21 protein-coding genes are annotated in these 23,075 nt (G+C 68.0%); 13 read left to right on the forward strand and 8 right to left on the reverse strand.

From position 1 onward, the window contains the following. Positions 1–78: 78 nt before the first annotated feature. The 3 genes from AWB95_RS05885 to AWB95_RS05895 form a co-directional block, all read right to left on the reverse strand. The gene (locus AWB95_RS05885) at positions 79–576 is read right to left on the reverse strand and encodes a methylated-DNA--[protein]-cysteine S-methyltransferase (protein ID WP_062539584.1); all 498 of its coding nucleotides are present in this window, start codon (positions 574–576) and stop codon (positions 79–81) included. After that, a complete protein-coding gene (locus AWB95_RS05890; RefSeq protein WP_062539585.1) occupies positions 573–2,060 on the reverse strand; it encodes a DNA-3-methyladenine glycosylase 2 family protein in 1,488 nt (495 codons plus the stop codon). The genes AWB95_RS05885 and AWB95_RS05890 overlap by 4 nt, the downstream gene beginning before the upstream one ends. Before the next feature lie 63 nt (positions 2,061–2,123). Next, positions 2,124–3,728, reverse strand: coding sequence for an adenylate/guanylate cyclase domain-containing protein (locus AWB95_RS05895; RefSeq protein WP_062539586.1), 1,605 nt, complete (start codon positions 3,726–3,728; stop codon positions 2,124–2,126). Between the two features lie 49 nt (positions 3,729–3,777). On the opposite strand from AWB95_RS05895, the gene nucS reads away from it, so the two are divergent. Both nucS and AWB95_RS05905 read left to right on the forward strand, forming a co-directional pair. Next, positions 3,778–4,449 (forward strand): endonuclease NucS, encoded by a 672-nt coding sequence (nucS, locus tag AWB95_RS05900; RefSeq protein ID WP_062539587.1) that lies wholly within the window; start codon positions 3,778–3,780, stop codon positions 4,447–4,449. Between the two features lie 4 nt (positions 4,450–4,453). After that, on the forward strand, positions 4,454–4,750 hold the full coding sequence (locus AWB95_RS05905) for a hypothetical protein (RefSeq protein ID WP_084707056.1): 297 nt from the start codon (positions 4,454–4,456) through the stop codon (positions 4,748–4,750). A 51-nt stretch (positions 4,751–4,801) separates the two neighbouring features. Here the strand turns inward: AWB95_RS05905 and mce are convergent, their stop codons facing one another. After that, complete coding sequence (gene mce / locus AWB95_RS05910; RefSeq protein WP_062539588.1) at positions 4,802–5,278, reverse strand: methylmalonyl-CoA epimerase; 477 nt, start codon at positions 5,276–5,278, stop codon at positions 4,802–4,804. A gap of 80 nt (positions 5,279–5,358) precedes the next feature. Between mce and AWB95_RS05915 the strand changes: the two genes are divergently transcribed. Together AWB95_RS05915 and AWB95_RS05920 are read left to right on the forward strand one after the other, a co-directional pair. Next, complete coding sequence (locus AWB95_RS05915) at positions 5,359–6,540, forward strand: acetyl-CoA C-acetyltransferase (protein ID WP_062539589.1); 1,182 nt, start codon at positions 5,359–5,361, stop codon at positions 6,538–6,540. Between the two features lie 123 nt (positions 6,541–6,663). Continuing rightward, on the forward strand, positions 6,664–7,575 hold the full coding sequence (locus AWB95_RS05920; protein WP_062539590.1) for a tetratricopeptide repeat protein: 912 nt from the start codon (positions 6,664–6,666) through the stop codon (positions 7,573–7,575). Between the two features lie 23 nt (positions 7,576–7,598). Here AWB95_RS05920 and glgB read toward each other — a convergent pair whose 3' ends face one another. Together glgB and AWB95_RS05930 are read right to left on the reverse strand one after the other, a co-directional pair. Beyond that, complete coding sequence (gene glgB / locus AWB95_RS05925) at positions 7,599–9,794, reverse strand: 1,4-alpha-glucan branching protein GlgB (protein ID WP_062539591.1); 2,196 nt, start codon at positions 9,792–9,794, stop codon at positions 7,599–7,601. A 7-nt stretch (positions 9,795–9,801) separates the two neighbouring features. Beyond that, positions 9,802–11,880, reverse strand: a complete 2,079-nt coding sequence (locus tag AWB95_RS05930) for an alpha-1,4-glucan--maltose-1-phosphate maltosyltransferase (protein ID WP_062539595.1) — start codon at positions 11,878–11,880, stop codon at positions 9,802–9,804. A gap of 186 nt (positions 11,881–12,066) precedes the next feature. On the opposite strand from AWB95_RS05930, the gene glgP reads away from it, so the two are divergent. Next, positions 12,067–14,679 (forward strand): alpha-glucan family phosphorylase, encoded by a 2,613-nt coding sequence (gene glgP, locus AWB95_RS05935; RefSeq protein ID WP_062539592.1) that lies wholly within the window; start codon positions 12,067–12,069, stop codon positions 14,677–14,679. On the opposite strand, the gene AWB95_RS05940 is transcribed toward glgP, so the two are convergent. Further along, positions 14,648–16,624, reverse strand: coding sequence for an ATP-dependent DNA helicase (locus tag AWB95_RS05940; protein ID WP_085167828.1), 1,977 nt, complete (start codon positions 16,622–16,624; stop codon positions 14,648–14,650). The genes glgP and AWB95_RS05940 overlap by 32 nt on opposite strands. A 21-nt stretch (positions 16,625–16,645) precedes the next feature. Further along, positions 16,646–17,986: a nicotinate phosphoribosyltransferase gene (locus AWB95_RS05945; RefSeq protein ID WP_420799437.1), complete on the reverse strand. Its 1,341-nt coding sequence runs from the start codon at positions 17,984–17,986 to the stop codon at positions 16,646–16,648. Here AWB95_RS05945 and clpS point away from each other — a divergent pair. Genes clpS through murI form a run of 8 tightly spaced genes read left to right on the forward strand, consistent with a single transcriptional unit; the run spans position 17,971 to position 23,003 of the window. Further along, positions 17,971–18,285, forward strand: a complete 315-nt coding sequence (gene clpS, locus AWB95_RS05950) for an ATP-dependent Clp protease adapter ClpS (RefSeq protein ID WP_062541806.1) — start codon at positions 17,971–17,973, stop codon at positions 18,283–18,285. The two genes, AWB95_RS05945 and clpS, sit on opposite strands and share 16 nt — an antisense overlap. A gap of 9 nt (positions 18,286–18,294) precedes the next feature. Then, positions 18,295–18,867, forward strand: coding sequence for an oxidative stress transcriptional regulator AosR (aosR, locus tag AWB95_RS05955; RefSeq protein ID WP_062541805.1), 573 nt, complete (start codon positions 18,295–18,297; stop codon positions 18,865–18,867). Further along, entirely contained in the window at positions 18,864–19,892 is a 1,029-nt protein-coding gene (locus tag AWB95_RS05960; protein WP_085167830.1) for a P1 family peptidase, read from the forward strand. Before aosR ends, AWB95_RS05960 begins: the two co-directional genes overlap by 4 nt. A gap of 1 nt (position 19,893) precedes the next feature. Further along, positions 19,894–20,307 carry a M67 family metallopeptidase gene (locus tag AWB95_RS05965; protein WP_062538935.1) on the forward strand — a complete coding sequence of 138 codons (414 nt, stop codon included), beginning with the start codon at positions 19,894–19,896 and terminating at the stop codon, positions 20,305–20,307. Further along, positions 20,307–20,582: a MoaD/ThiS family protein gene (locus tag AWB95_RS05970; protein ID WP_062538934.1), complete on the forward strand. Its 276-nt coding sequence runs from the start codon at positions 20,307–20,309 to the stop codon at positions 20,580–20,582. Before AWB95_RS05965 ends, AWB95_RS05970 begins: the two co-directional genes overlap by 1 nt. Then, on the forward strand, positions 20,579–21,547 hold the full coding sequence (locus AWB95_RS05975) for a cysteine synthase (protein ID WP_062538933.1): 969 nt from the start codon (positions 20,579–20,581) through the stop codon (positions 21,545–21,547). The genes AWB95_RS05970 and AWB95_RS05975 overlap by 4 nt, the downstream gene beginning before the upstream one ends. Continuing rightward, the gene (locus AWB95_RS05980) at positions 21,538–22,194 is read left to right on the forward strand and encodes a rhomboid family intramembrane serine protease (RefSeq protein WP_099539594.1); all 657 of its coding nucleotides are present in this window, start codon (positions 21,538–21,540) and stop codon (positions 22,192–22,194) included. The genes AWB95_RS05975 and AWB95_RS05980 overlap by 10 nt, the downstream gene beginning before the upstream one ends. After that, positions 22,194–23,003 (forward strand): glutamate racemase, encoded by an 810-nt coding sequence (gene murI / locus AWB95_RS05985; protein ID WP_062538932.1) that lies wholly within the window; start codon positions 22,194–22,196, stop codon positions 23,001–23,003. The genes AWB95_RS05980 and murI overlap by 1 nt, the downstream gene beginning before the upstream one ends. Positions 23,004–23,075 lie beyond the last annotated feature (72 nt).

A 23,075-nucleotide genomic window follows, 5' to 3' on the forward strand; every position in this document is an offset into this window, starting at 1 on the left:
ACCCACCCCGGGTGGAAAAGTAGGACACCGCCGAACACCCACAAAAAAGGGCACCCACAAGGTGCCCTTTTTTAATTCCTAGTCGAAAAGTGTGAGGGTGGCGGATTTATAGCGTTTCTCTAATTCGAGAAGCGATCGCTTGCGGTCCAATCCGCCACCATAACCGGTCAGGTTCCCGCCTGCGCCGATAACCCGATGGCAGGGCACGATAATGGCGATCGGATTCCGTCCGTTGGCCAATCCGACCGCGCGCGCGGCTCCGACAGCGCCAATTTGTGCTGCGATTTCGCCGTAGGAGCGAGTTTCGCCGTACGGGATTGTCGTCAGCGCCCGCCAAACCCGGCGCTGGAATTCTGTACCGGCCATGCTGAGTTCCAGGTCGAATTCGGTGCGGTTGCCGGCGAAATAGGCCTCGAGTTGATCGACGGCATCCGGAAACGCCCGATCGTCGAGCGTCCAGCCGGCACGATCGGGCTCATAGGTCTGATCGACCATGCGGAGGTTCGTCAATACGTCGCCGCACCCGGCCAGCGTCAACGGGCCGATCGGGCTGTCGATGGTGCGGTAGCGGATCACGCGATCTCCTTTGATGTCCAATGGTTCACCGGATGCTCGAGCGTCGTCCACAGATGCTGGGTGGCATAGGACCGCCAGGGACGCCATGGCAGGCTGCGGACGATGAGCGACCGCTGGTCCGTCGGCAAGCCCAGATGTTCGGCGGCCAGTCGCAGTCCGAGGTCGCTTGCCGGAAACGCGTCCGGGTCGCCCAGTGCGCGCATGGCAATCACTTCGGCGGTCCATGGGCCCACACCGGGCAGCGTCAGCAGTTGCCGGCGTGCGGCGTCCCAGTCGCAACCCGCATCCAGCACCACGCTGCCGTCGGCGAGCCCTTCGATCAACGCTGTCACCGTCCGCCGGCGTGCCTTGGGCACCGCCAGATGGGTCGGATCGATCTCGGCGAGCTGCTCGACTGAGGGGAAGGTGTGCGTCAGCGTGCCACCGGCTTCGGGTACCGGCTGCCCGTAAGCGGCGACCAGCCTGCCCGCGTGGGTGCTCGCGGCCTTCGTCGAGACCTGCTGAGCCAACACCGCACGGATGGCCAGTTCGCTTTCGTCGACGGTGCGGGGAATGCGTTGCCCCGGCGCCTTGGCCACCACCGCGGCCAGGTCAGGATCGGCCCCCAACACGTCAATCACCGCCTCGGGGTCGGCGTCAAGGTCTAACAGCCGTCGGCACCGGGCGATCGCCGTGGTCAGGTCGCGGAAATCGTCGAGGACCAGCTGGCAGCGGACATGATCTGGGGCCGGCGCCAGGCTGACGACGCCGTTGCCCGACGGGAGCCGCAGTGTACGGCGGTACATGCCATCGCGTACTTCCTCGCAGCCGGGTACCGCGCCCGCGGCCAGGTGACCGAACACACCTTCGTAGGCGAACGGCATCCGTACCGGCAGCCGTAATGTCACCGTCCCGGCTGACGTACGGTTGCAGCCGAAGTTGGCCATCGCTCGTTTGCGTAGCTCCGTGGGAGTGCTGTCGCACACCGCGCGCAGCGTCTCGTTGAACTGCCGGATGCTGGAAAATCCGGCGGCGAACGCGACGTCGCTGAACGGCAGGTCAGTCGTCTCGATCAGTACCCGGGCGGTCTGCGCGCGCTGAGCACGGGCCAGCGCAAGCGGACCGGCGCCGAGTTCTGCTTGCAGCAATCGCTCCAGCTGACGGGCGGTATAGCCGAGGCGGGCGGCCAGGCCGCTGACGCCTTCGCGGTCCACAGTGCCGTCGGCGATCAGTCGCATCGCCCGCGCGACGACGTCGCCGCGCACGTTCCATTCCGGCGACCCCGGCGACGCGTCCGGCCGGCACCGCTTACACGCCCGAAACCCGGCCCGCTGAGCCGCCGCCGCGGTCGGGTAGAACCGCACGTTGCGCGCGAACGGTGGCCGCACGGGACAGCTGGGCCGGCAATAGATGCCGGTGGTCAGCACGGCGGTGACGAACCAGCCGTCGAACCGGGCGTCCTTGGACTGCACGGCCCGATAGCAGCGGTCGAAGTCTTCATGCACGATTCGACCATTACACCTGGGCACCGACAGTACTAGCGGAAAAGCGACATCTAGGTGGCGGCGCTAGACCAGGGTCGCCAGCCTGGTGGGCTCGTCGTGGCCGCGCAGTGTGACCGTGTCACCCAGCGACCAATGGGCACGCTCCTCGTCGCTGGCGCTTTCGACCGCTTCCGACGACGCCAACAACCGCGTCGGATGCTCCTTGGCGAGTTCGCTGAGCCGCGATGCCTCGTTGACCGGCTCCCCGATCACCGTGTACTCGAATCGTTCTTTGGCGCCGACGTTTCCGGCGACCACCTGCCCGGCCGCTACCCCGATGCCTGCCTGGCACTCCGACACCTCGCGCTCCAGCCGCTCGGCGATGGCGCGAGCGGCGGCCAGTGCCTGGTCCTCGGGATGCTCGAGGCGATTCGGGGCGCCGAAGATCGCCAGCGTCGCATCGCCCTCGAATTTGTTGACCAGTCCGCGATGGCGGTCCACTTCGTCGACGATCACCGCGAAGAACCGGTTGAGCAGTTGCACGATCTCCGTGGCCGGCCGCTTCGTCACCAACTGCGTCGACGCGATGATGTCGACAAACAGCACTGCCACGTGGCGTTCTTCGCCGCCGAGCTTGGGTCGCTCCCGTTCGGCGGCCGCGGCCACTTCCCGTCCGACATGGCGGCCGAACAGGTCGCGCACCCGTTCGCGCTCTCGCAGCCCGGCGACCATCGCGTTGAAACCGCGCTGCAATTCGCCGAGCTCCGTCCCGTCGAACACCACCAGATCTCCGCGTAGATCGCCCTGCTCGACGCGCTCGAGCGCGGCGCGCACCACCCGGACCGGCGTGGCAATGAGCCAGGACAGCAACCACATGAGGAAGAAGCCGAAGATCAGCGTTGCGGTCGCCAGGATCAGGACCGCCACCCCGAGCTGCGTCATGGTCAGGTTGCGCAGTACCAGCGCGAAGAACGCCGTCAAAGCGACGCCGAGGACGGGCACACCCGAACCGAGCAGCCAGACCATCATGATCCGGCCCATGATCCCCGGCGCGAAACGTCGTGGCGGCGGTCCCGCGGCAAGTGCCTGGGCGGCGATCGGACGCAGCGCGAATTCGGTGAACAGATAGCACGCGGTTGCCACCAGAACGCCGCAAAAGCTGGTCGAGAACAGCATTTTCGGAATGAATACCGTGTTGGCCAACCCGTACAGGATGGTCAGCAACGCCGTCGCGAGTCCCCATAAGACCAGGGTGAGCGTCGCGATGCGCCACGGGGCCGCGAAGGTGTCGTGCTGGTCGATCTTGCTGGGTGTGCGTTCTTCGATTGCCCAGCGCAGCGATGTCACCGTCCGGCGGGTAATCCAGTAGGTGCCGATCACCAGCGCCATCACGATGTAGGCCGGGACAACCCCGAAGGTGAGCCACAGGGGTGCGTCGCTGAAGACGCTCGGTGTCGGCAAAGCGACGGTCTCGAGCATCAGAGCGACACCGATACCGATCAGGTTCGCCGCCACGATAAAGATGGTCAGGATGATCTGAATCCGGATCCGCCGTCGGCGCTGGCTTTCGGAAACCCGCCCGAGCAACCACGAACCGTACGCCGGGGTGTCCGATAGCCGTCCGCTCTGTCGGGTCAGTCGCTCCAGCAGCCGGCCCAGGCGCTGCGCCACCGTTTTCCTGGCCATCATGGTGGCGTCAGCCTAATTTGTCCGCTCGACGGCCCTTAAGGTGAGTCGCGTGCGTCTCGTGATCGCCCGGTGCACCGTCGACTATCTGGGCCGGCTTACCGCGCATCTGCCCTCCGCGCGCCGGCTGTTGTTGATCAAAGCCGACGGCTCGGTGAGCGTGCACGCCGACGACCGTGCGTATAAGCCGCTGAACTGGATGAGCCCGCCGTGCCGACTCACCGAAGAGCGCGACGGGCCTCTGCCGGTCTGGGTGGTCGAGAACAAGGCCGGCGAGCAGTTGCGTATCACCGTCGAGGAGATCGAGCACGACTCCAGTCACGAGCTGGGCGTGGACCCCGGGCTGGTCAAAGACGGCGTCGAAGCTCATCTGCAGGCGCTGCTCGCCGAACACGTTGAGCTGCTCGGCGCCGGATACACCCTGGTGCGCCGGGAATACATGACCCCGATCGGTCCGGTCGACCTGCTGTGCCGCGACGAGCACGGACGCTCCGTCGCCGTCGAGATCAAGCGGCGCGGCGAGATTGACGGCGTCGAGCAGCTGACCCGTTACCTCGAATTGCTCAATCGCGACAGTTTGCTGGCGCCGGTGAGCGGGGTGTTCGCCGCACAGCAGATCAAGCCACAGGCCCGGACCTTGGCTATCGACCGTGGAATCCGTTGTCTGACACTGGATTACGATCGAATGCGCGGCATGGATAGCGACGAATACCGGCTATTCTGATCACATGGCCCGGCGTCGCACATCACCACGTCGGCAGCAGCCGCCAAGCTCGCTGCCAGCTATGCGCCGGGTGGAAACCGGGCCCGACGGCTACGAATACGAAGTGCGACCGGTCGCTGCGGCCCGAGCCGTCAAGACGTACCGATGCCCGGGCTGTGACCACGAAATCCGTTCCGGGACAGCACATGTAGTGGTATGGCCGGCTGTTGCGGGAGAGGCCGCCGTGGAAGACCGCCGGCACTGGCACACGCCGTGCTGGGCTAACCGCGCAACTCGGGGGCCGACGCGCAAGTGGTCTTAGCGGCGATCGCAAGCGCGGCGGAGCCGGGCGCAGCGGGTCGCCGCCGTGGACTTAGTGGGCCGAATCGGCTGCCGACTCGACCAACTCGATCAACACGCCGCCGGCGTCCTTGGGATGGATGAAGTTGATCCGTGAATTCGCCGTGCCTCGCCGCGGCGCGTCGTAGAGCAGGCGAATGCCCTGGCTGCGCAGCCGCTCGGTCAGCGCCTCCAGGTCACTGACCCGGTAGGCCAGCTGCTGGATGCCCGGCCCGCGCTTGTCGAGGAATTTCGCGATCGCCGACGACTCGTCGATCGGGGCCATCAGCTGGACCTGCGCGCTGCCGACCGGAGCGCCGCGCACCGAAAGCATCGCCTCGCGGATGCCCTGCTCGTCGTTGACTTCCTCGTGCAGCACGATCATGCCGAGGTGGTCGTGGTACCAGGCGATCGCCGCGTCGAGGTCGGGCACCGCGATGCCGACGTGATCGACCGCCGTCACCAACGCGCTGGCCAGCGTACGACGGACGTCAACGTGTTCGGTGGTCATAACGTCACGGTAACCTGACGGGAAAGATTGCGCTTCATCGGCCACCAAATCGGCCGTTTTCGTCCTATTCGGAGGTTCTCATGACGACGTCGGTGATAGTTGCTGGAGCACGGACGCCCATCGGCAAGTTGATGGGCTCGCTGAAGGATTTCTCGGCCAGTGACCTGGGCGCCATTGCGATCGCCGGCGCGCTGGAGAAGGCCAAGGTGCCGACGTCGGCGGTCGAATACGTGATCATGGGCCAGGTGCTGACGGCAGGAGCCGGGCAGATGCCCGCCCGTCAGGCCGCGGTCGCCGCCGGCATCGGTTGGGATGTGCCGGCGCTGACCATCAACAAGATGTGCCTGTCCGGCATCGACGCGATCGCCCTGGCCGACCAGCTCATCCGGGCGGGCGAGTTCGACGTCGTGGTCGCCGGCGGCCAGGAGTCCATGACCAAGGCCCCGCATCTGCTGATCGACAGCCGGGCCGGCTACAAGTACGGCGATGTGACCGTGTTGGACCACATGGCCTACGACGGGCTGCACGACGTGTTCACCGACCAACCGATGGGTGCGCTGACCGAGCAGCGCAACGATACCGACAGGTTCACCCGCCGCGAACAGGACGAGTTCGCCGCGCGCTCACACCAGAAGGCGGCCGTTGCCTGGAAGGACGGCGTCTTCGCAGACGAGGTCGTGCCGGTGAATATCCCGCAGCGCAAAGGCGATCCGCTGCAGTTCAACGAGGACGAGGGCATTCGCGCCAACACCACGGCGGAATCGCTGGCCGGCCTCAAGCCGGCGTTCCGCAAGGACGGCACCATCACGGCGGGGTCGTCGTCACAGATCTCCGACGGTGCGGCCGCGGTCGTCGTGATGAACAAGGCCAAGGCCGAAGAACTCGGGTTGTCGTGGTTGGTGGAGATCGGCGCGCACGGCGTGGTGGCCGGTCCGGACTCGACGCTGCAGTCGCAGCCCGCCAACGCAATCAAGAAAGCGCTTGGCCGCGAGGGCATCTCGGTCGACCAACTTGACGTGGTGGAGATCAACGAGGCGTTCGCAGCGGTGGCGCTCGCGTCGACCAGGGAACTGGGTGTCGACCCCGAAATCGTCAACGTCAACGGCGGCGCGATCGCGGTCGGGCATCCGATCGGCATGTCGGGCGCCCGCATCACGCTGCATGCTGCTCTCGAGTTGGCGCGCCGCGGCTCCGGCTACGGCGTTGCGGCGCTGTGTGGCGCCGGTGGTCAGGGCGACGCGCTGATCCTGCGCGCCGGCTGAGGTTGATGCCCGCCAAAATGGTTGCTGGCGTCTGGTTGCTGGCGTCGTGAACTGTGATTTTGGTCACCGAAGCCCTGCGACCGGGTGGCAGGACACCGGTAGCGTCGTGCCAGACTTGACGACGTGAGCCGTCCCCGACCCCCGATTGGGCCCGCCCTGGCGGGAGCGGTCGACCTGTCCGCACTCAAGCAGCGGGCCCAGCAGAGTTCCCCCGCCGGAGCCGATGCCCAAGCCGGCTCGGCGAAACTGGCCGGCGTCGAGATCACCACGGCCAACTTCGAAGACGAGGTGCTGATCCGGTCCAACCAGGTGCCGGTCGTGGTGTTGCTGTGGTCGCCGCGCAGCGATGTGTGCCTACAACTGGCCGAGATCCTGTCCCGCCTGGCCAGCGACGACGGCGGCAAGTGGTCGCTGGCGACCGTCAACGTCGACACCGTTCCCGAGGTGGCCCAGATCTTCGGCATCCAAGTGGTCCCCACTGTGGTGGCATTGGCCGCCGGCCAGCCGCTGTCGAGCTTTCAGGGCATGCAGCCGGCCGACCAGTTACGCCGCTGGGTCGACTCGCTGCTGTCGGCGACCGCCGGAAAGCTCAGCGGCGCAGCCGATTCCGAGGGCGCGGAAGAAGTCGACCCCGCACTGGCGCAAGCGCGCCAACAGCTTCAGGACGGCGACTTCGCCGCGGCGCTGGACTCGTACCAGGCGATCCTGGACGCCAACCCCAACCATGCCGAGGCCAAGGGCGCGGTCCGTCAGATCGCCTTCCTGATGCGCGCGACGGAGCAGCCCCCGGATGCGGTGGCGGCCGCCGACGCCGCGCCCGACGACATCGACGCGGCGTTCGCCGCCGCCGATGTGCAGATCCTCAACCAGGATGTGACCGGCGCGTTCGACCGGTTGATCGCGTTGGTGCGACGGACATCCGGCGACGAGCGCACGAAGGTCCGCACCCGGCTGATCGAATTGTTCGAGCTGTTCGATCCGGCCGACCCCGAGGTCATTGCCGGCCGGCGCAACTTGGCCAACGCGCTGTACTGACCGCGTCTGCTCGCGCCGGGACTCTACTCGGGTTCCAGCCAGAGCGCCGAGCTCGGCGGCAACACCAGCACCGCCGACGCCGGGCGGCCGTGCCACGGCTCGTCGGTCGCATCGACGCCGCCGAGGTTTCCGATACCGCTGCCGTGATAGTCGGCCGCATCGGTGTTGAGCACCTCGCGCCAGCGGCCGGCGGTGGGCAGGCCGAGCCGGTAGTTGCCGTGCTCGGTGCCGGCAAAGTTGAACACGCACGCCATCACGGAGCCGTCGCTGCCATAGCGCAAGAAGCTCAACACGTTGTTGGCCGAGTCGTTGGCGTCGATCCAGGAGTAACCCTCGGGCGTCGTGTCTTGGCTCCACAGTGCGGGGTGGCTGCGGTAGATCGCGTTGATGTCACGCACCAGATGCAGGATGCCGGTGGAGAAGCTGTTCTCGTCGAGCTGGAACCAATCCAGGCCGCGTTCCTCGGACCACTCGGCACGCTGCCCGAATTCCTGTCCCATGAACAGCAGCTGCTTGCCGGGGTGGGCCCACTGGTAGGCCAGCAGGCTGCGTAGCCCGGCCGCCTTGAGGTGGTCGTTGCCGGGCATGCGTCCCCACAGCGTGCCCTTGCCGTGCACCACCTCGTCGTGGCTGAGCGGCAGCACGAAGTTCTCGCTGAACGCGTACAGCATCGAAAAGGTGATCTCGTGGTGGTGGTAGCTGCGATGCACCGGATCGTGGCTGAGGTAGTCGAGTGTGTCGTGCATCCAGCCCATGTTCCACTTCATCGAAAAGCCCAGGCCGCCAACGTTGGTCGGCCGCGATACGCCGGGCCACGACGTCGACTCCTCGGCGACGGTGACAATGCCCGGCGCCACCCGGTGTGCGGTGGCGTTCATCTCCTGCAGAAATTGCACCGCTTCGAGGTTTTCCCGGCCGCCGTAGATGTTCGGCGTCCAGCCGCCGGCGGGCCGCGAGTAGTCCAGGTAGAGCATCGAGGCGACGGCGTCCACCCGCAGGCCGTCGACGTGGAACTCTTGCAGCCAGTACAGCGCGTTGGCCACCAGGAAGTTGCGGACCTCAGGCCGGCCGAAGTCGAACACGTAAGTGCCCCAGTCGAGTTGCTCGCCGCGTTTGGGGTCGGAATGCTCGTAGAGCGGCGTACCGTCGAACCGGCCGAGCGCCCAGGCGTCCTTGGGGAAGTGCGCGGGGACCCAGTCGACGATGACACCGATACCGGCCTGGTGCAGTGTGTCGACCAGGTAGCGGTAGTCGTCGGGTGTGCCGAACCGGGACGTCGGTGCGTAGTAGGACGTGACCTGGTATCCCCACGACCCGGCGAACGGGTGCTCGGCGACCGGCAGCATCTCGACATGGGTAAAACCTTGCGCCACAACATAATCGGTCAGCTCACGAGCAAGGTCGCGGTAGCTCAGCCCGGGCCGCCACGATCCCAGGTGTACCTCGTAGGTGCTCATCGGCTCGAAAACCGGGTTGCGCTGGGTGCGCCGGGCCATCCAGTCGGCGTCGCTCCACGTGTAGTCACTGGCATAGACCCGCGACGCGGTGTGCGGGGGCACCTCTGTGGCGAAGGCGAACGGGTCGGCGCGGTCGGTGACGCTGCCGTCGGCGCCATGCACGCGGAACTTGTACAGGCCGTCGGGCGGGAAGCCGGGCCAGAACAGCTCCCATACACCCGAGGAACCCAGCACCCGCATCGGCGCGTCGTTGCCGCCCCAGTGATTGAACTCCCCGATCAGGCTGACGCCCTTGGCATTAGGTGCCCACACGGCGAACGACACACCTTCGACCACGCCGTCGGCGGTGGTGAACGAGCGAGGGTGCGCGCCCAGCACCTCCCACAGCCGCTCGTGGCGGCCCTCGGCGAACAGGTGCAGGTCCATTTCACCCAGCGTGGGCAGGAAGCGGTACGCGTCGGCGACGGTGTGCGGCTGCGAGCCGTCGTAGCCGACCTCGAGCCGGTAGTCGATGAGGTTGGTGAACGGCAGCGCGACAGCGAACAGGCCCGAGTCGATGTGCTGCAACGGATAGCGGTCCGCGCCGACCAGCGCCACGACTTCAGTCGCGTGCGGGCGAAACGCCCGGATGACGGTGTGGTTGCCGTATTCGTGGGCGCCCAGGATGCCGTGCGGATTGTGGTGTACGCCGGCCAGTAGGCGATCCAGATCGCTGGGTTCGGGCGTCAGGTGTGTCCTGGCGAGTTGGTCGGTCGGCGTCATTGCGGCGTCACCTCCGGCGCAGCAGCGGGTATCGGGATTCGGACGGGATCAGCGGCATGTTGATGATGTGGGCGACTGCCCGGGCAGGATCGATGCGCACGTAATTGGCTTGGCCCCACTGGTATTCCTCACCTGTTATCTCGTCGCGCACCCAGAATCGTTCGTAAGGCTCCATACCCAGTGCGGCCATGTCCAACCACAAGGTCGCCTCTTCGGGCCCGAACGCGTTGAGCGTCACCACCACCAGCACACAGTCGCCGGTGGTCGGGTCGAACTTGCTGTAGGCCAGCAGCGCGTCGTTGTCGATGCTGTGGAACCGGATGGTGCGCAGCTCCCGCAGCGCCGGATGCAAGCGACGAATGTTGTTGAGCCGCGCGATGAACGGCTCCAGCGACTTGCCCTCGGCCAGGGCGCCCGCGAAGTCGCGGGGTCGCAATTCGTATTTCTCCGAGTCCAGGTATTCCTCGCTGCCTTCGCGCACCGCGCGGTGCTCGAAAAGCTCGTAACCCGAATACATTCCCCAGGCCGGGCCCATCGTCGCGGCTAGCACCGCCCGGATCGCGAACATGCCGGGCCCGTTGTGTTGCAGCACGGCATGCAGGATGTCGGGGGTGTTGACGAACAGGTTGGGCCGACGGAAATCGGCGAGTTCGGCGATCTCCTGGCCGAATTCGGTGAGCTCCCACTTGGCGGTGCGCCAGGTGAAATACGTGTAGGACTGGGTGAAGCCCAGTTTGGCGAGACCGTACTGGCGGGCCGGTGGCGTGAACGCCTCCGACAAGAACAGCACGTCGGGATCGGCCGCTTTCACCTGAGCAATCAGCCACGCCCAGAAATTCGGCGGCTTGGTGTGCGGATTGTCGACCCGAAAGATCTTGACGCCGTGGTCGATCCAATGCCGCACCACGCGCAGCACTTCGTCGTAGAGGCCCGCCGGGTCGTTGTCAAAGTTGAGCGGATAGATGTCCTGGTACTTCTTCGGCGGGTTCTCCGCGTAAGCGATGGTGCCGTCGGGCAGTTCGGTGAACCACTCGCGGTGTTCGTGCGCCCATGGGTGATCGGGCGCGCATTGCAGCGCCAGATCCAGTGCGACCTCCATCCCCAGCTCGCGGGCCGCCGCGACGAAGTCGTCGAAGTCGTCGATGGTGCCCAGCGCCGGATGCACCGCGTCGTGGCCGCCCTCGTCGCTGCCGATCGCCCACGGCGATCCGACGTCACCAGGCACGGCGGTGGCGGTGTTGTTGCGGCCCTTGCGGTGGATCTTGCCGATGGGGTGGATCGGCGGCAGGTACACGACGTCGAAGCCCATTTCCGCGATGCGGGGCAGCGCCGCCGCGGCGGTGGCGAAGGTGCCGTGCACCGGGTTGCCGTCGGCGTCCCAGCCGCCGGTCGAACGCGGGAACATCTCGTACCACGCGCCGAAGCGGGCCTCCGGCCGGTCCACCCAGACGCCGTACTGGTCACCGCGGGTGAGCAGGTCGCGCAGCGGATACTGCGTGAGCAGTTCTTCGACTCTGGGGCTCAGCGCGGCGGCCGCGCGGGTCAGCGGATCGCCGGGTTTGCGCAGTGCTGCTGCGGCCGTCAGCAGGGGTTCGCGCTGGCTGCGCGGCACGCCGGTCGCGGCGCGTTCCAGCAACCGGGCGCCGACCAGCAGGTCGTTGGACAGCTCCGTCTCGCCCTGGCCGGCGTCCAACTTGGCCACGACCGCGTGCCGCCAACTGTGAATCGGATCACCCCATCCGTCCACCCGGAAGGTCCACAGCCCGACGCTGTCGGGGATGAACTGTCCGTGGAACACGTAGGGCTCTTCACCCATTGTCATCGGCAGCAGCAGCGGCTTGACCCGCGGCGGCGTCTCGAGCGCGTCCTTTTCGGCCACCTGCACGGCCTTGACCCGCCGTGTCTCGCTTACCTGCGGGTAATGGGGTCCCAGGTAGCGAACCACCAGCGTGGCCGCCACGGCCTCATGTCCTTCGCGCCAGACCGATGCCCGGACCGGAACCACCTCGCCGACCACGGCCTTAGCCGGGTATGCGCCGCAGGACACGACGGGTGCGACGTCATCGATCTCGACACGACCTGGCACCGCGACTTCCTCCAATCGGCCGGCTCCTCCCCGGGCCGCCGCGCGGCCCGCATCGTCGCCGGGCGGTCATCTTCGGGAACACCCCTTGCGCCCAATACCCACCGTAGTGTCGGGCCACACCCGGGGCCCGAGAAGCGGGCGCTGTCGCACGTCGGCGTGTGCTCGTCGTCAGTAAGGTATGGACGCGTGAAAGCCCTCCGCCGGTTCACCGTCCGCGCGCATCTTCCCGAACGTCTGGCGGCACTGGAGAAGCTGTCGACCAACTTGCGGTGGTCGTGGGACAAGCCAACGCAGGATCTATTCGCGGCCATCGACCCGGAGCTTTGGACGCACTGCGGGCAGGACCCGGTGGCGTTGCTGGGAGCGGTGCGTCCGGCACGGCTCGACGAATTGGCGGTCGACGGCGACTTTCTGGACCGGCTCGACGGGCTGGCGGCCGATCTGGACAATTACCTGACCAGGCCGCTGTGGTATCAGCATCAGCAAAACGACGGCGTCGCGATGCCTTCCGGGATCGCCTACTTCTCGATGGAATTCGGGGTCGCCGAGGTGTTGCCCAACTACTCGGGCGGCCTGGGAATCTTGGCCGGCGACCATCTCAAGTCGGCGTCGGATTTAGGTCTGCCGTTGATCGCCGTCGGCTTGTACTACCGGTCGGGGTATTTCCGTCAGTCGCTGACCGTGGACGGCTGGCAGCAGGAGACGTATCCGTCGCTGGACCCGCAGGGGCTGCCGTTGCGGCTGCTCACCGACGCCGACCGCCACCCGGTGTCGATCGAGCTGGCGCTGCCCGACGCCGGCCGGCTGCGGGCCCGGATCTGGGTCGCGCAGGTCGGCCGCGTCCCGTTGCTGCTGCTGGACTCCGACATCCCGGAAAACGAGCACGACCTGCGCAGCGTCACCGACCGCTTGTACGGCGGCGACCAGGAGCACCGCATCAAGCAGGAGATCCTCGCCGGGATCGGCGGCGTGCGGGCGATCCGCGCCTTCGTCGACATCGAGGGTCTGGCCTCGCCGGACGTCTTCCACATGAACGAGGGCCACGCCGGTTTTCTCGGCGCGGAACGCATCCGTGAGCTGGTCACCGACGCCGGACTGGATTTCGATACCGCGCTGACCGTCGTGCGCTCCAGCACCGTGTTCACCACCCATACCCCGGTGCCGGCCGGCATCGACCGGTTCCCGATGGAGATGGTGCGGCGCTACTTCGACGACACCCGCGACGGCTCCATGCTGCTGCCCGGGGTGGCGACCGAGCGGATCCTCGAACTCGGCGCCGAGGAGGATCCGGAACTGTTCAACATGGCCCACATGGGTCTGCGGCTGGCGCAACGGGCCAACGGCGTCTCGCTGCTGCACGGCCGGGTGAGCCGGGTGATGTTCAACGGGCTCTGGCGTGGCTTCGATCCCGACGAGGTGCCGATCGGGTCGATCACCAACGGCGTGCATGCGCCCACCTGGGCCGCGCCGCAGTGGCTGGAACTGGGCCGCGAACTGGCCGGCTCGGACTCGTTCAGCGAACCCGAAGTGTGGCAACGGCTCCAAGGCGTCGACGCCGGGCATCTGTGGTGGATCCGCTCGCAGCTGCGGGCGTTGCTGATCGACGACGTCCGGGCGCGGCTGCGCCGGTCTTGTCTGGAGCGTGGGGCGTCGCAGGCCGAATTAGGCTGGATCGCAACGGCTTTCGATCCCGAGGTGCTCACCGTCGGGTTCGCCCGGCGGGTGCCGACGTATAAGCGGCTGACGTTGATGCTGCGCGACCCGGACCGTCTCGAGCGCCTGCTGCTCGACAACGACAACCCGATCCAGCTGATCGTCGCAGGCAAGTCGCATCCCGCCGACGACGGCGGCAAGGCGCTGATCCAGCAGGTGGTGCGGTTCGCCGACCGGCCCGCAGTGCGTCATCGCATCGCCTTCCTGCCCGACTACGACATGTCGATGGCACGACGGCTGTACTGGGGCTGCGACGTGTGGCTGAACAATCCACTGCGGCCGTTGGAGGCCTGCGGCACGTCGGGGATGAAGAGTGCGCTCAACGGCGGGTTGAACCTGTCGATCCGGGACGGCTGGTGGGACGAGTGGTATGACGGCCAAAACGGCTGGGAGATACCGTCCGCGTCGCGGATGGCGGACGAGGACCGTCGCGACGATCTGGAGGCCGCCGCCCTCTACGAGCTGCTGGAGCACTCGGTGGCGCCGACGTTCTACGAGCGCGACGAGCGCGGCGTGCCGCCGCGATGGATCGAAATGGTGCGGCACACCTTGCAGACGCTCGGGCCGAAGGTGCTGGCGTCGCGGATGGTGCGCGACTACGTCGAGCAGTACTACCGGCCGGCGGCCCAGTCGCTGCGCCGCACGGTCGCGGTCGACGCCGACGGGATGGTGAGGTTCGACGCCGCCCGCGAGCTGGCCGCCTACCGGCAACGCGCCGCTGCGGCCTGGCCGAAGATCCGCATCAACGACGTCGACAGCACCGGACTGCCCGACAGCCCGGTGCTCGGGTCGGAGCTGACCTTGACCGCGACCGTGCAGCTGGCCGGTCTGCAGCCCGACGAAGTGGCCGTGCAGGCGGTGGTCGGCAGGGTCGACGCCGGCGACGCCCTGCTGGACCCGGTCACCGTCGAGATGTCGCACACCGGGACCGCGTTCGGCGGCGACGAGGTCTTCTCGACGACGATGCCGCTGCCGGTGGCCGGATCGGTCGGCTACACCGTGCGGGTGCTGCCGCGCCACCCGATGCTCGCCGGCGACACCGAGCTGGGTCTGGTCACGCTGGCTGAACGCTCGGCGACGGAGTAACCGGGCGGTCCTCCAGTGAGGTCCGTAGCCGCGCCAGCGCCGCGCGGACCGTGGCGCCGTCGGTGGTCGGCCAGAACGGCGGCAGCGATGCGCGCAGGTAGCCGCCGTAGCGCGCGGTGGCCATCCGGGAGTCGAGCACCGCGACCACGCCGCGGTCGTCGACGCGGCGCAGCAGCCGGCCCGCGCCCTGCGCCAGCAGCAGCGCCGCGTGGCTGGCGGCGACGGCCATGAAGCCGTTGCCGCCGTGCGCGGTCACCGCGCGTTGCCGCGCGGAGAGCAGCGGATCGTCGGGCCGCGGAAACGGGATCCGGTCGATGATCACCAACGACAGCGACGGGCCGGGCACGTCGACGCCCTGCCACAGCGACAGCGTGCCGAACAGCGACGTGGCGTCGTCGGCGGCGAACTGCTCGACCAGCGCGCCGGTGCTGTCGTCGCCCTGGCAGAGCACCGGGGTGGACAGCCGGTCGGCCATGGCGTCGGCGGCCGCGCGGGCTGCCCGCATCGACGAGAACAGGCCCAGCGTGCGTCCGCCCGCGGCCGTGACGAGCTCGGCGATCTCGTTCAGCTGCTCGGCCGAGCCGGTGCCGTCGCGGCCCGGCGGCGGCAAGTGGGCGGCCACATAGAGGATCCCGGCCTTGGCGTGGTGAAACGGCGATCCGACATCGAGCCCACGCCAGCCGTCGTCGCCGGCCAGGCCCCAGGCAGCGGCCATCGTGTCGAAGCTGCCGCCGACCGTCAGCGTCGCCGAGGTGAGCACCGTCGTCGATCGCTCAAACACCCTGCCGCGCAACAACTCTGCTATCGATAGCGGCGCCACCTTCAGCACCACGCGGTTGTCGTCGTGCTCCAACCAGACCACGTCGGTGCGGTCGGGGATCGCCGGCGCTAATGACGTCAGGACCCGGGCCGCGGTGTCGGCGATCTCCGCGAGCCCGGCCACCGCCTCGGCGCGCGCGGACGCCGCCTTCGGGTCGCTGGGCGCGGTGTCGATGGCCGAGCGGGCCTTGCCCGCCGCGTCCCGCAGTGCCGCCAGATAGCTGGCCAGTTGGTCGTCGAGCCGGTCGATGCGCCCGGGTGGCGCGTCGTGGATCGCCGACGAGAACGTCGCCGTCGCGGCCTCGAGCCGTTCGGACAGTTCCGGGTCGATCAGCCGCGCCGCCCGCCGATGGGCAACACCGAGCGCGGTGGCCGACAACTCGCCGGTGGCCACCGCGGTCACCCGATCGGCAAGCTCGTGCGCCTCGTCGACGACCAGCAGCTCGTGTTCGGGCAGCACCGCCGACTCGGAGACGGCGTCGATCGCCAGCAGCGCGTGGTTGGTGACGACGACATCGGCCTGGCCGGCCTTGGCGCGGGCCCGTTCGGCGAAGCATTCGCCGCCGAACGGACAGCGCGCCACACCGAGGCATTCGCGGGCGGACACGCTGACTTGGGCCCACGACCGGTCGGCTACGCCGGGCTTCAGGTCGTCTCGGTCGCCGGATTCCGTCGTCGACGCCCACGCGGTGAGCCGCTGCACGTCGCGGCCCAGCGCGGTTGCCGCCACAGGCTCGAACAGCTCGTCCTGCGGGCCGTCTGTGGCGGCGCCGTTGTGAATCTTGTTGAGGCACAGGTAGTTCCGCCGCCCCTTCAGCAGTGCGAACCGTGGCCGGCGGGGCAGTTCGTCGGCGAGCGAGTCGACCAACTGGGGCAGATCGCGGTCGACGAGTTGGCGTTGCAGCGCGATGGTCGCCGTCGACACCACGACCGGCGCGTCGTCGGATACCGCACGCACGATCGCGGGCACCAGGTACGCCAACGATTTTCCGGTGCCGGTGCCCGCCTGCACCGCGAGATGCTCGCCGGTTTCGAAGGCGTGCCAAACCGCGGTGGCCATCTGCAGCTGACCGCTGCGCTCGCTGCCACCGAGCGCCGCCACCGCAGTGGCCAGCAGAGCGGGCACCTCGGGCGTGGCTACTCCTGGTTATCGGTGTGAGGCCGGGATTTGCGTGGTGGGGATCGCGGGATCGCCGTGCGACAACATCAGACCCTCCCAGGGCAAGCTTCGCAAGCCCGACGCCACCAGCTTGCGCGCCACGCCGAGATCCGTGTCGGCCACAGGTTCGCCGTCGCGCACCAGAGGAACCGTCAGCACCCGGCACGGCTCGGCGGTGTCGGGTGGTTGACCCGCGGGATACACGATCTCCTGGGTGATCGTGCCGGTCGGGCGGCTCGTCCGCACAGCTTGTTTGCGCCCGCCGTGTGACTCCTTGTGGGTGCTGCGCTTCTGCACCGGGATGCCGTCGACCTCGACCAACTTGTAGATCATGTTGGCGGTCGGTGCGCCGGACCCGGTGACCAGCGAGGTACCCACCCCGTAGCTGTCCACCGGTTCGGCCCGCAGCGCGGCGATGGCGAACTCGTCGAGGTCGCCGGAGACCACGATCCGGGTCTGCGTCGCGCTCAACCGGTCCAGTTGTTCGCGAACCTGGCGGGCCAGCACGCCCAGCTCGCCGGAGTCGATCCGCACCGCGCCGAGCCGGGTTCCGGCGGCCGCCACCGCGTTGGCGACGCCGGTCGTCACGTCGTAGGTGTCCACCAGCAGTGTGGTGTCGGCGCCCAGCGCCTCCACCTGGGCGCGGAAGGCGGCCGGTTCGTCGGGCCCGTCCGGGCCGGTGTGCAGCAAGGTGAACGAATGCGCGGCGGTGCCCTCGGCGGGCACGCCGTAGCGCCGCTGCGCTTCGAGGTTCGACGACGCGGCGAAGCCGGCGATGTAGGCGGCGCGGGCCGCCGCGACGGCGGCGTGCTCGTGGGTGCGCCGGGAGCCCATCTCGATCAGCGGCCGGCCCGCCGCGGCGCTGACCATCCGTGCGGCCGCCGATGCGATCGCGCTGTCGTGGTTGAAAATCGACAGCGCGAGTGTTTCCAGCACGATGCATTCGGCGAAACTGCCGTGCACCGAAAGCACCGGCGATCCGGGGAAGTACAGCTCGCCCTCGGCGTAGCCGTCGACGTCGCCGCGGAACTGGAAATCGCGAAGGTAGTCCAGTGTGTGCGAGTCGAGAAATTCCGCCAGCGACGTCAGCGCCGCGTCGTCGAACCTGAAGTGCGGCAACGCTTCCAGGAAGCGGCCGGTGCCGGCGACGACGCCGTAGCGCCGCCCGTCGGGCAGCCGGCGGGCGAACAACTCGAAGGTACTCCGCCGCGCCGCGGTGCCGTCGCGCAGCGCGGCCGCCAGCATCGTCAGCTCGTATTTGTCGGTCAGCAACCCCAGGGTCACCACGCAACGGTATCGGTATCCTGGAAGCCATGGTTGCGTCAGCACCGACCAAGCCGGGAACCAGTGGTTCGCAGCAGGTCGCCCCGGTCATCGACCGGGAGGAAGTCACGGCCAGTCCGTGGGTCACGATCGTGTGGGACGACCCGGTCAACCTGATGAACTACGTGACGTACGTCTTCCAGAAGTTGTTCGGCTACAGCGAACCGCATGCCACCAAGCTGATGCTGCAGGTGCACAACGAGGGCAAGGCGGTGGTGTCGTCGGGCAGTCGAGAAGAGATGGAAGTCGACGTGACCAAACTGCACGCCGCCGGCCTCTGGGCCACCATGCAGCAGGACCGGTGAGATCGAGGCGTGCGCAAGTGGAAGCGGGTTGAGACCGCCGACGGTCCCCGTTTTCGGTCCGCATTGGCGCCGCACGAAGCGACGTTGCTCAAGAGCCTGGTCGGCTCGATGATGGGCCTGCTCGACGAACGCGAATCCTCTTCGCCGCGAGACGAACTCGAACAGATCACCGGGATGAAGACCGGCAACGCCGAACCCCCCAACAACGAGACGCTGCGGCGGCTGTTGCCCGATTTCCACAAGCCCGACGACGAGGCGGAGGACTCCGCGGAGAGCCTGAACGCCGCATTGCGCAGCCTGCACGAGCCGGAGATCATCGATGCCAAACGTGTTGCGGCACAGCAACTATTGGATACAGTTCCCGACGACGGCGGCCGGTTCGAGTTGACCGAGGACGCCGCCAACGCCTGGATCGCGGCGGTCAACGACGTCCGACTGGCCCTGGGCACCATGCTCGACATCCGTCCCGACGGGCCGGATCAGCTGCCCGACGACCATCCGCTGGCCCCGCATCTGGACGTCTATCAGTGGCTGACCTTTCTGCAGGAATACCTGGTGCTGGCGCTGATGGGGTCCCGGTGAGCTCCATCACCGACGTCGGGGGCATCCGCGTCGGACAACACCACCGACTGGACCCCGACGCGACCCTCGGCGCCGGATGGGCGAGCGGCGTCACCGTCGTGCTGACCCCGCCGGGCACGGTCGGCGCCGTCGACTCCCGCGGCGGCGCACCCGGCACCCGTGAGACGGACCTGCTCGATCCGGCCAACACCGTGCGCTATGTGGACGCAGTGTTGCTCGCCGGCGGTAGCGCCTATGGGCTGGCGGCAGCCGACGGCGTGATGCGCTGGCTGGAGGAACACGATCGCGGCGTGGCGATGGACGGCGGTGTGGTGCCGATCGTGCCGGGCGCGGTCATCTTCGACCTGCCGGTCGGTGGCTGGGATTGCCGGCCGACGGCCGAATTCGGCTACGCCGCCTGCGAAGCTGCCGGCGCCGATTTCGCCCTGGGCAGCGTCGGCGCCGGAACCGGCGCCCGGGTGGGGGTCCTCAAGGGCGGCGTGGGCACGGCCTCGGTGACGCTGCCGCCGGGTGTCACCGTCGGGGCGGTTGCGGTCGTCAACGCCGCGGGGGAGGCGGTCGACACGAAGACCGGGCTGCCATGGCTGGCGTACCTGATCGACGAGTTCGGGCTGACGCCGCCGCCGGCCGAGCAGATCGCGGCGTTCGCGCAGCTGAACGCGGAGCGAAGCCCGCTGAACACCACGATCGCGGTGGTCGCCACCGATGCCGCGCTCAGCCCGGCCGCGTGCCGCCGGGTCGCGATCGCCGCCCACGACGGCCTGGCCCGCACCATCCGGCCGTCGCACACCCCACTGGACGGCGATACGGTATTCGCGCTGGCCACCGGCGCCGTCGAGGTGGCGCCGGCCGAAACACCGGCCGCGCTCTCCCCGGAGACCGCGCTGGTTACGCAGGTCGGCGCGGCGGCGGCCGATTGTTTGGCCCGCGCGGTGCTGGACGGTGTGCTGGCCGCCGAGTCGGTGGCCGGAATACCCACCTACCGGGACCTGTTGCCCGGAGCGTTCGAGACAAAAGGAGCCTGACGTGCTGGTGATTCGTGCCGACCTGGTCGACGCGATGGTCGCCCACGCCCGGGCCGACCACCCCGACGAAGCCTGTGGCGTGCTGGCCGGCCCTGAGGGTTCGGATCGCCCCGAGCGGCACATCGCGATGGTCAACGCCGAACGCTCGCCGACGTTCTACCGGTTCGACTCGGCCGAGCAACTCAAAGTGTGGCGCGCGATGGACGAGGCTGACGAGGTGCCGGTGGTGATCTATCACTCGCACACCGCGACCGAGGCCTATCCCAGCCGCACCGACATCAGCCTGGCCGCCGAACCCGACGCCCACTACGTGCTGGTGTCCACCCGCGACCCCGAGCAGCACGAGCTGCGCAGCTACCGCATCATCGACGGCGTCGTCACCGAAGAGCCCGTCACCATCGTCAAGGAGTATTGATGAGCGTCACCGTGTCCATTCCGACCATCCTGCGCACGCACACCGGCGGGGAGAAACGCGTCGAAGCCAGCGGCGACACGCTACAGGCGGTGATCAGCGACCTGGAGGCCAACTACTCGGGCATCTCCGAGCGTCTGGTCGATAACGGCAAGCTGCACCGCTTCGTCAACATCTACGTCAACGACGAGGACGTGCGGTTCTCCGGCGGGCTGGACACCACGATCGCCGACGGCGACTCGGTGACCATCCTGCCCGCCGTCGCCGGCGGCACATGAGATACGACTCGTTGCTGGGGGCGCTCGGCAACACCCCGCTGGTCGGTTTGCCGCACTTGTCACCCCGCTGGCTTGATGGACCAGCCGAGCCGCACGTGCGGCTGTGGGCCAAGCTCGAAGACCGCAACCCGACGGGGTCGATCAAGGACCGGCCCGCGCTGCGGATGATCGAGCAGGCCGAGACCGACGGGCTGATCAAGCCGGGCGCGACGATCCTGGAACCCACCAGCGGAAACACCGGCATTTCGTTGGCGATGGCGGCCCGGCTGAAGGGCTATCGGCTGATCTGCGTGATGCCGGAGAACACGTCGATGGAACGACGCCAGCTGCTCGAGCTCTACGGCGCGCAGATCATCTACTCGCCGGCCGAGGGCGGCTCGAACACCGCGGTCGCCAAGGCCAAGGAGCTGGCGGCGGCCAACCCGTCGTGGGTGATGCTCTACCAGTACGGCAACCCGGCCAACACCGACTCCCACTATCTCGGCACTGGCCCCGAGCTGCTGGCCGACCTGCCGGAGATCACCCACTTCGTCGCCGGACTGGGCACGACCGGCACCTTGATGGGCACCGGACGGTTCCTGCGCGAGCGGGTGCCCGACGTGCAGATCGTGGCCGCCGAACCCCGTTACGGCGAGGGTGTTTACGCACTGCGCAACATCGACGAGGGCTTCGTGCCGGAACTGTACGACCCTGACGTGCTGACCACCCGCTACTCGGTCGGCAGCGTCGACGCGATGCGGCGCACCCGGGAACTGATCGAGATCGAAGGCATCTTCGCCGGCATCTCCACCGGCGCCGTGCTGCACGCCGCACTGGGGGTGGCCGCGAAGTCAGTCAAGGCGGGCGAGCGTGCCGACATCGCGTTCGTCGTCGCCGACGCCGGATGGAAGTACCTGTCCACCGGCGCTTACGCCGGTACCTTGGACGAAGCCGAGGACGCGTTGGAAGGGCAGCTATGGGCGTGAGTCGACCGGTGGTGCCGCCCGCCCAGCAGCCCAAGAAACGTTCGACGGTGGTGGTCGGCGGGGCCACGATCATCAGCTTCGTGGTGCTGCTCTACGTCGTCGAGCTGTTCGACCAGCTGGGCGGACATCAGTTGGACCGCAACGGAATTCGCCCGCAAAAGACCGACGGGCTGTGGGGCATCGTCTTCGCGCCGCTGCTGCACGCGAATTGGGCGCACCTGGCCGCCAACACCGGCCCCGCATTGGTGCTCGGTTTTCTGGTGACGCTGGCCGGGCTGTCGCGGTTTCTGTGGGCGACCGCGATCGTGTGGATCGTCGGCGGTTTTGGCACCTGGCTGATCGGCAACGTGGGCTCGCCGTGCGGGGAGACCGACCACATCGGCGCGTCCGGGCTGATCTTCGGGTGGCTGACCTTCCTGTTGGTCTTCGGGTTCTTCACCCGCTCGGGCTGGCAGATCGTGATCGGGATCGTGGTGCTGTTCCTCTACGGCGGGGTGCTGTGGGGCGCGGTGCCGGTGCTCAACGTGTGCGGCGGCGTGTCGTGGCAGGGCCATCTGTGCGGCGGCATCGCCGGCGTGTTGGCGGCTTACCTGTTGTCCAGCCCGGAACGTAAGGCCCGCGAACGCCGACGGGCGCTACCGACGTGATGGCACCCGTCGGGATCTTCGACTCCGGCGTCGGGGGATTGACGGTCGCCCGCGCGATCATCGACCAGCTGCCCGACGAGGACATCATCTACGTCGGCGACACCGGCAACGGCCCGTACGGTCCACTCACCATTCCCGAGATTCGCGCGCACGCGTTGGCCATCGGCGACGACCTGGTCGAGCGCGGCGTGAAAGCCCTTGTCATTGCGTGCAATTCGGCGTCCTCGGCCTGCCTGCGCGACGCCCGCGAACGCTACGACGTGCCCGTCGTCGAGGTGATCCTGCCGGCCGTGCGCCGCGCCGTCGTCGCCACCCGCAACGGCCGCATCGGGGTCATCGGCACCCAGGCCACCATCACCTCGCACGCGTACCAGGACGCGTTCGCCGCCGCCCGCGACACCGAGATCACCGCGGTGGCCTGCCCGCGTTTCGTCGACTTCGTCGAACGCGGCATCACCAGCGGGCGCCAGGTGCTCGGCCTGGCGGAGGGCTACCTCGAGCCGCTGCAGCGCGCCGGCGTCGACACCCTGGTGCTCGGTTGCACCCATTACCCGCTGTTGTCCGGGCTCATCCAATTGGCGATGGGTGACACGGTCACGTTGGTTTCCAGCGCCGAGGAGACCGCCAAGGAATTGCTGCGGGTGCTCACCGAACGCGACCTGTTGCGCCCGCATGATGCGCCGCCGGCCACCCGAGTCTTCGAGGCCACCGGCGACCCGGAGGCGTTCACCAAGCTGGCCGCGCGGTTCCTCGGACCCGCCGTCACCGGGGTCCAACCCGTTCATCGTCACGTCGGTATATCGAGATAGTCGCCGTCGCGTAGTAAAGCCGTGATGTTTTCGCCAACACGGTGCCGAACATGGCACAGTAGGCAACGTGCG

Origin of the sequence: Mycobacterium celatum (assembly GCF_002101595.1) — a bacterium.
Classification (GTDB): Bacteria; Actinomycetota; Actinomycetes; order Mycobacteriales; family Mycobacteriaceae; genus Mycobacterium; species Mycobacterium celatum.

Bases quoted from the DNA above. Each gene is read 5' to 3' on its own strand.
- AWB95_RS05975 (WP_062538933.1), top strand. From the start codon at position 20,579: ATGAGATACGACTCGTTGCTGGGGGCGCTCGGCAACACCCCGCTGGTC.
- murI (WP_062538932.1), top strand. From the start codon at position 22,194: ATGGCACCCGTCGGGATCTTCGACTCCGGCGTCGGGGGATTGACGGTC.
- clpS (WP_062541806.1), top strand. From the start codon at position 17,971: ATGGTTGCGTCAGCACCGACCAAGCCGGGAACCAGTGGTTCGCAGCAG.
- AWB95_RS05980 (WP_099539594.1), top strand. From the start codon at position 21,538: ATGGGCGTGAGTCGACCGGTGGTGCCGCCCGCCCAGCAGCCCAAGAAA.
- AWB95_RS05970 (WP_062538934.1), top strand. From the start codon at position 20,307: ATGAGCGTCACCGTGTCCATTCCGACCATCCTGCGCACGCACACCGGC.
- glgB (WP_062539591.1), bottom strand. From the start codon at position 9,794: ATGACGCCGACCGACCAACTCGCCAGGACACACCTGACGCCCGAACCC.
- AWB95_RS05905 (WP_084707056.1), top strand. From the start codon at position 4,454: ATGGCCCGGCGTCGCACATCACCACGTCGGCAGCAGCCGCCAAGCTCG.
- mce (WP_062539588.1), bottom strand. From the start codon at position 5,278: ATGACCACCGAACACGTTGACGTCCGTCGTACGCTGGCCAGCGCGTTG.
- AWB95_RS05895 (WP_062539586.1), bottom strand. From the start codon at position 3,728: ATGATGGCCAGGAAAACGGTGGCGCAGCGCCTGGGCCGGCTGCTGGAG.
- AWB95_RS05915 (WP_062539589.1), top strand. From the start codon at position 5,359: ATGACGACGTCGGTGATAGTTGCTGGAGCACGGACGCCCATCGGCAAG.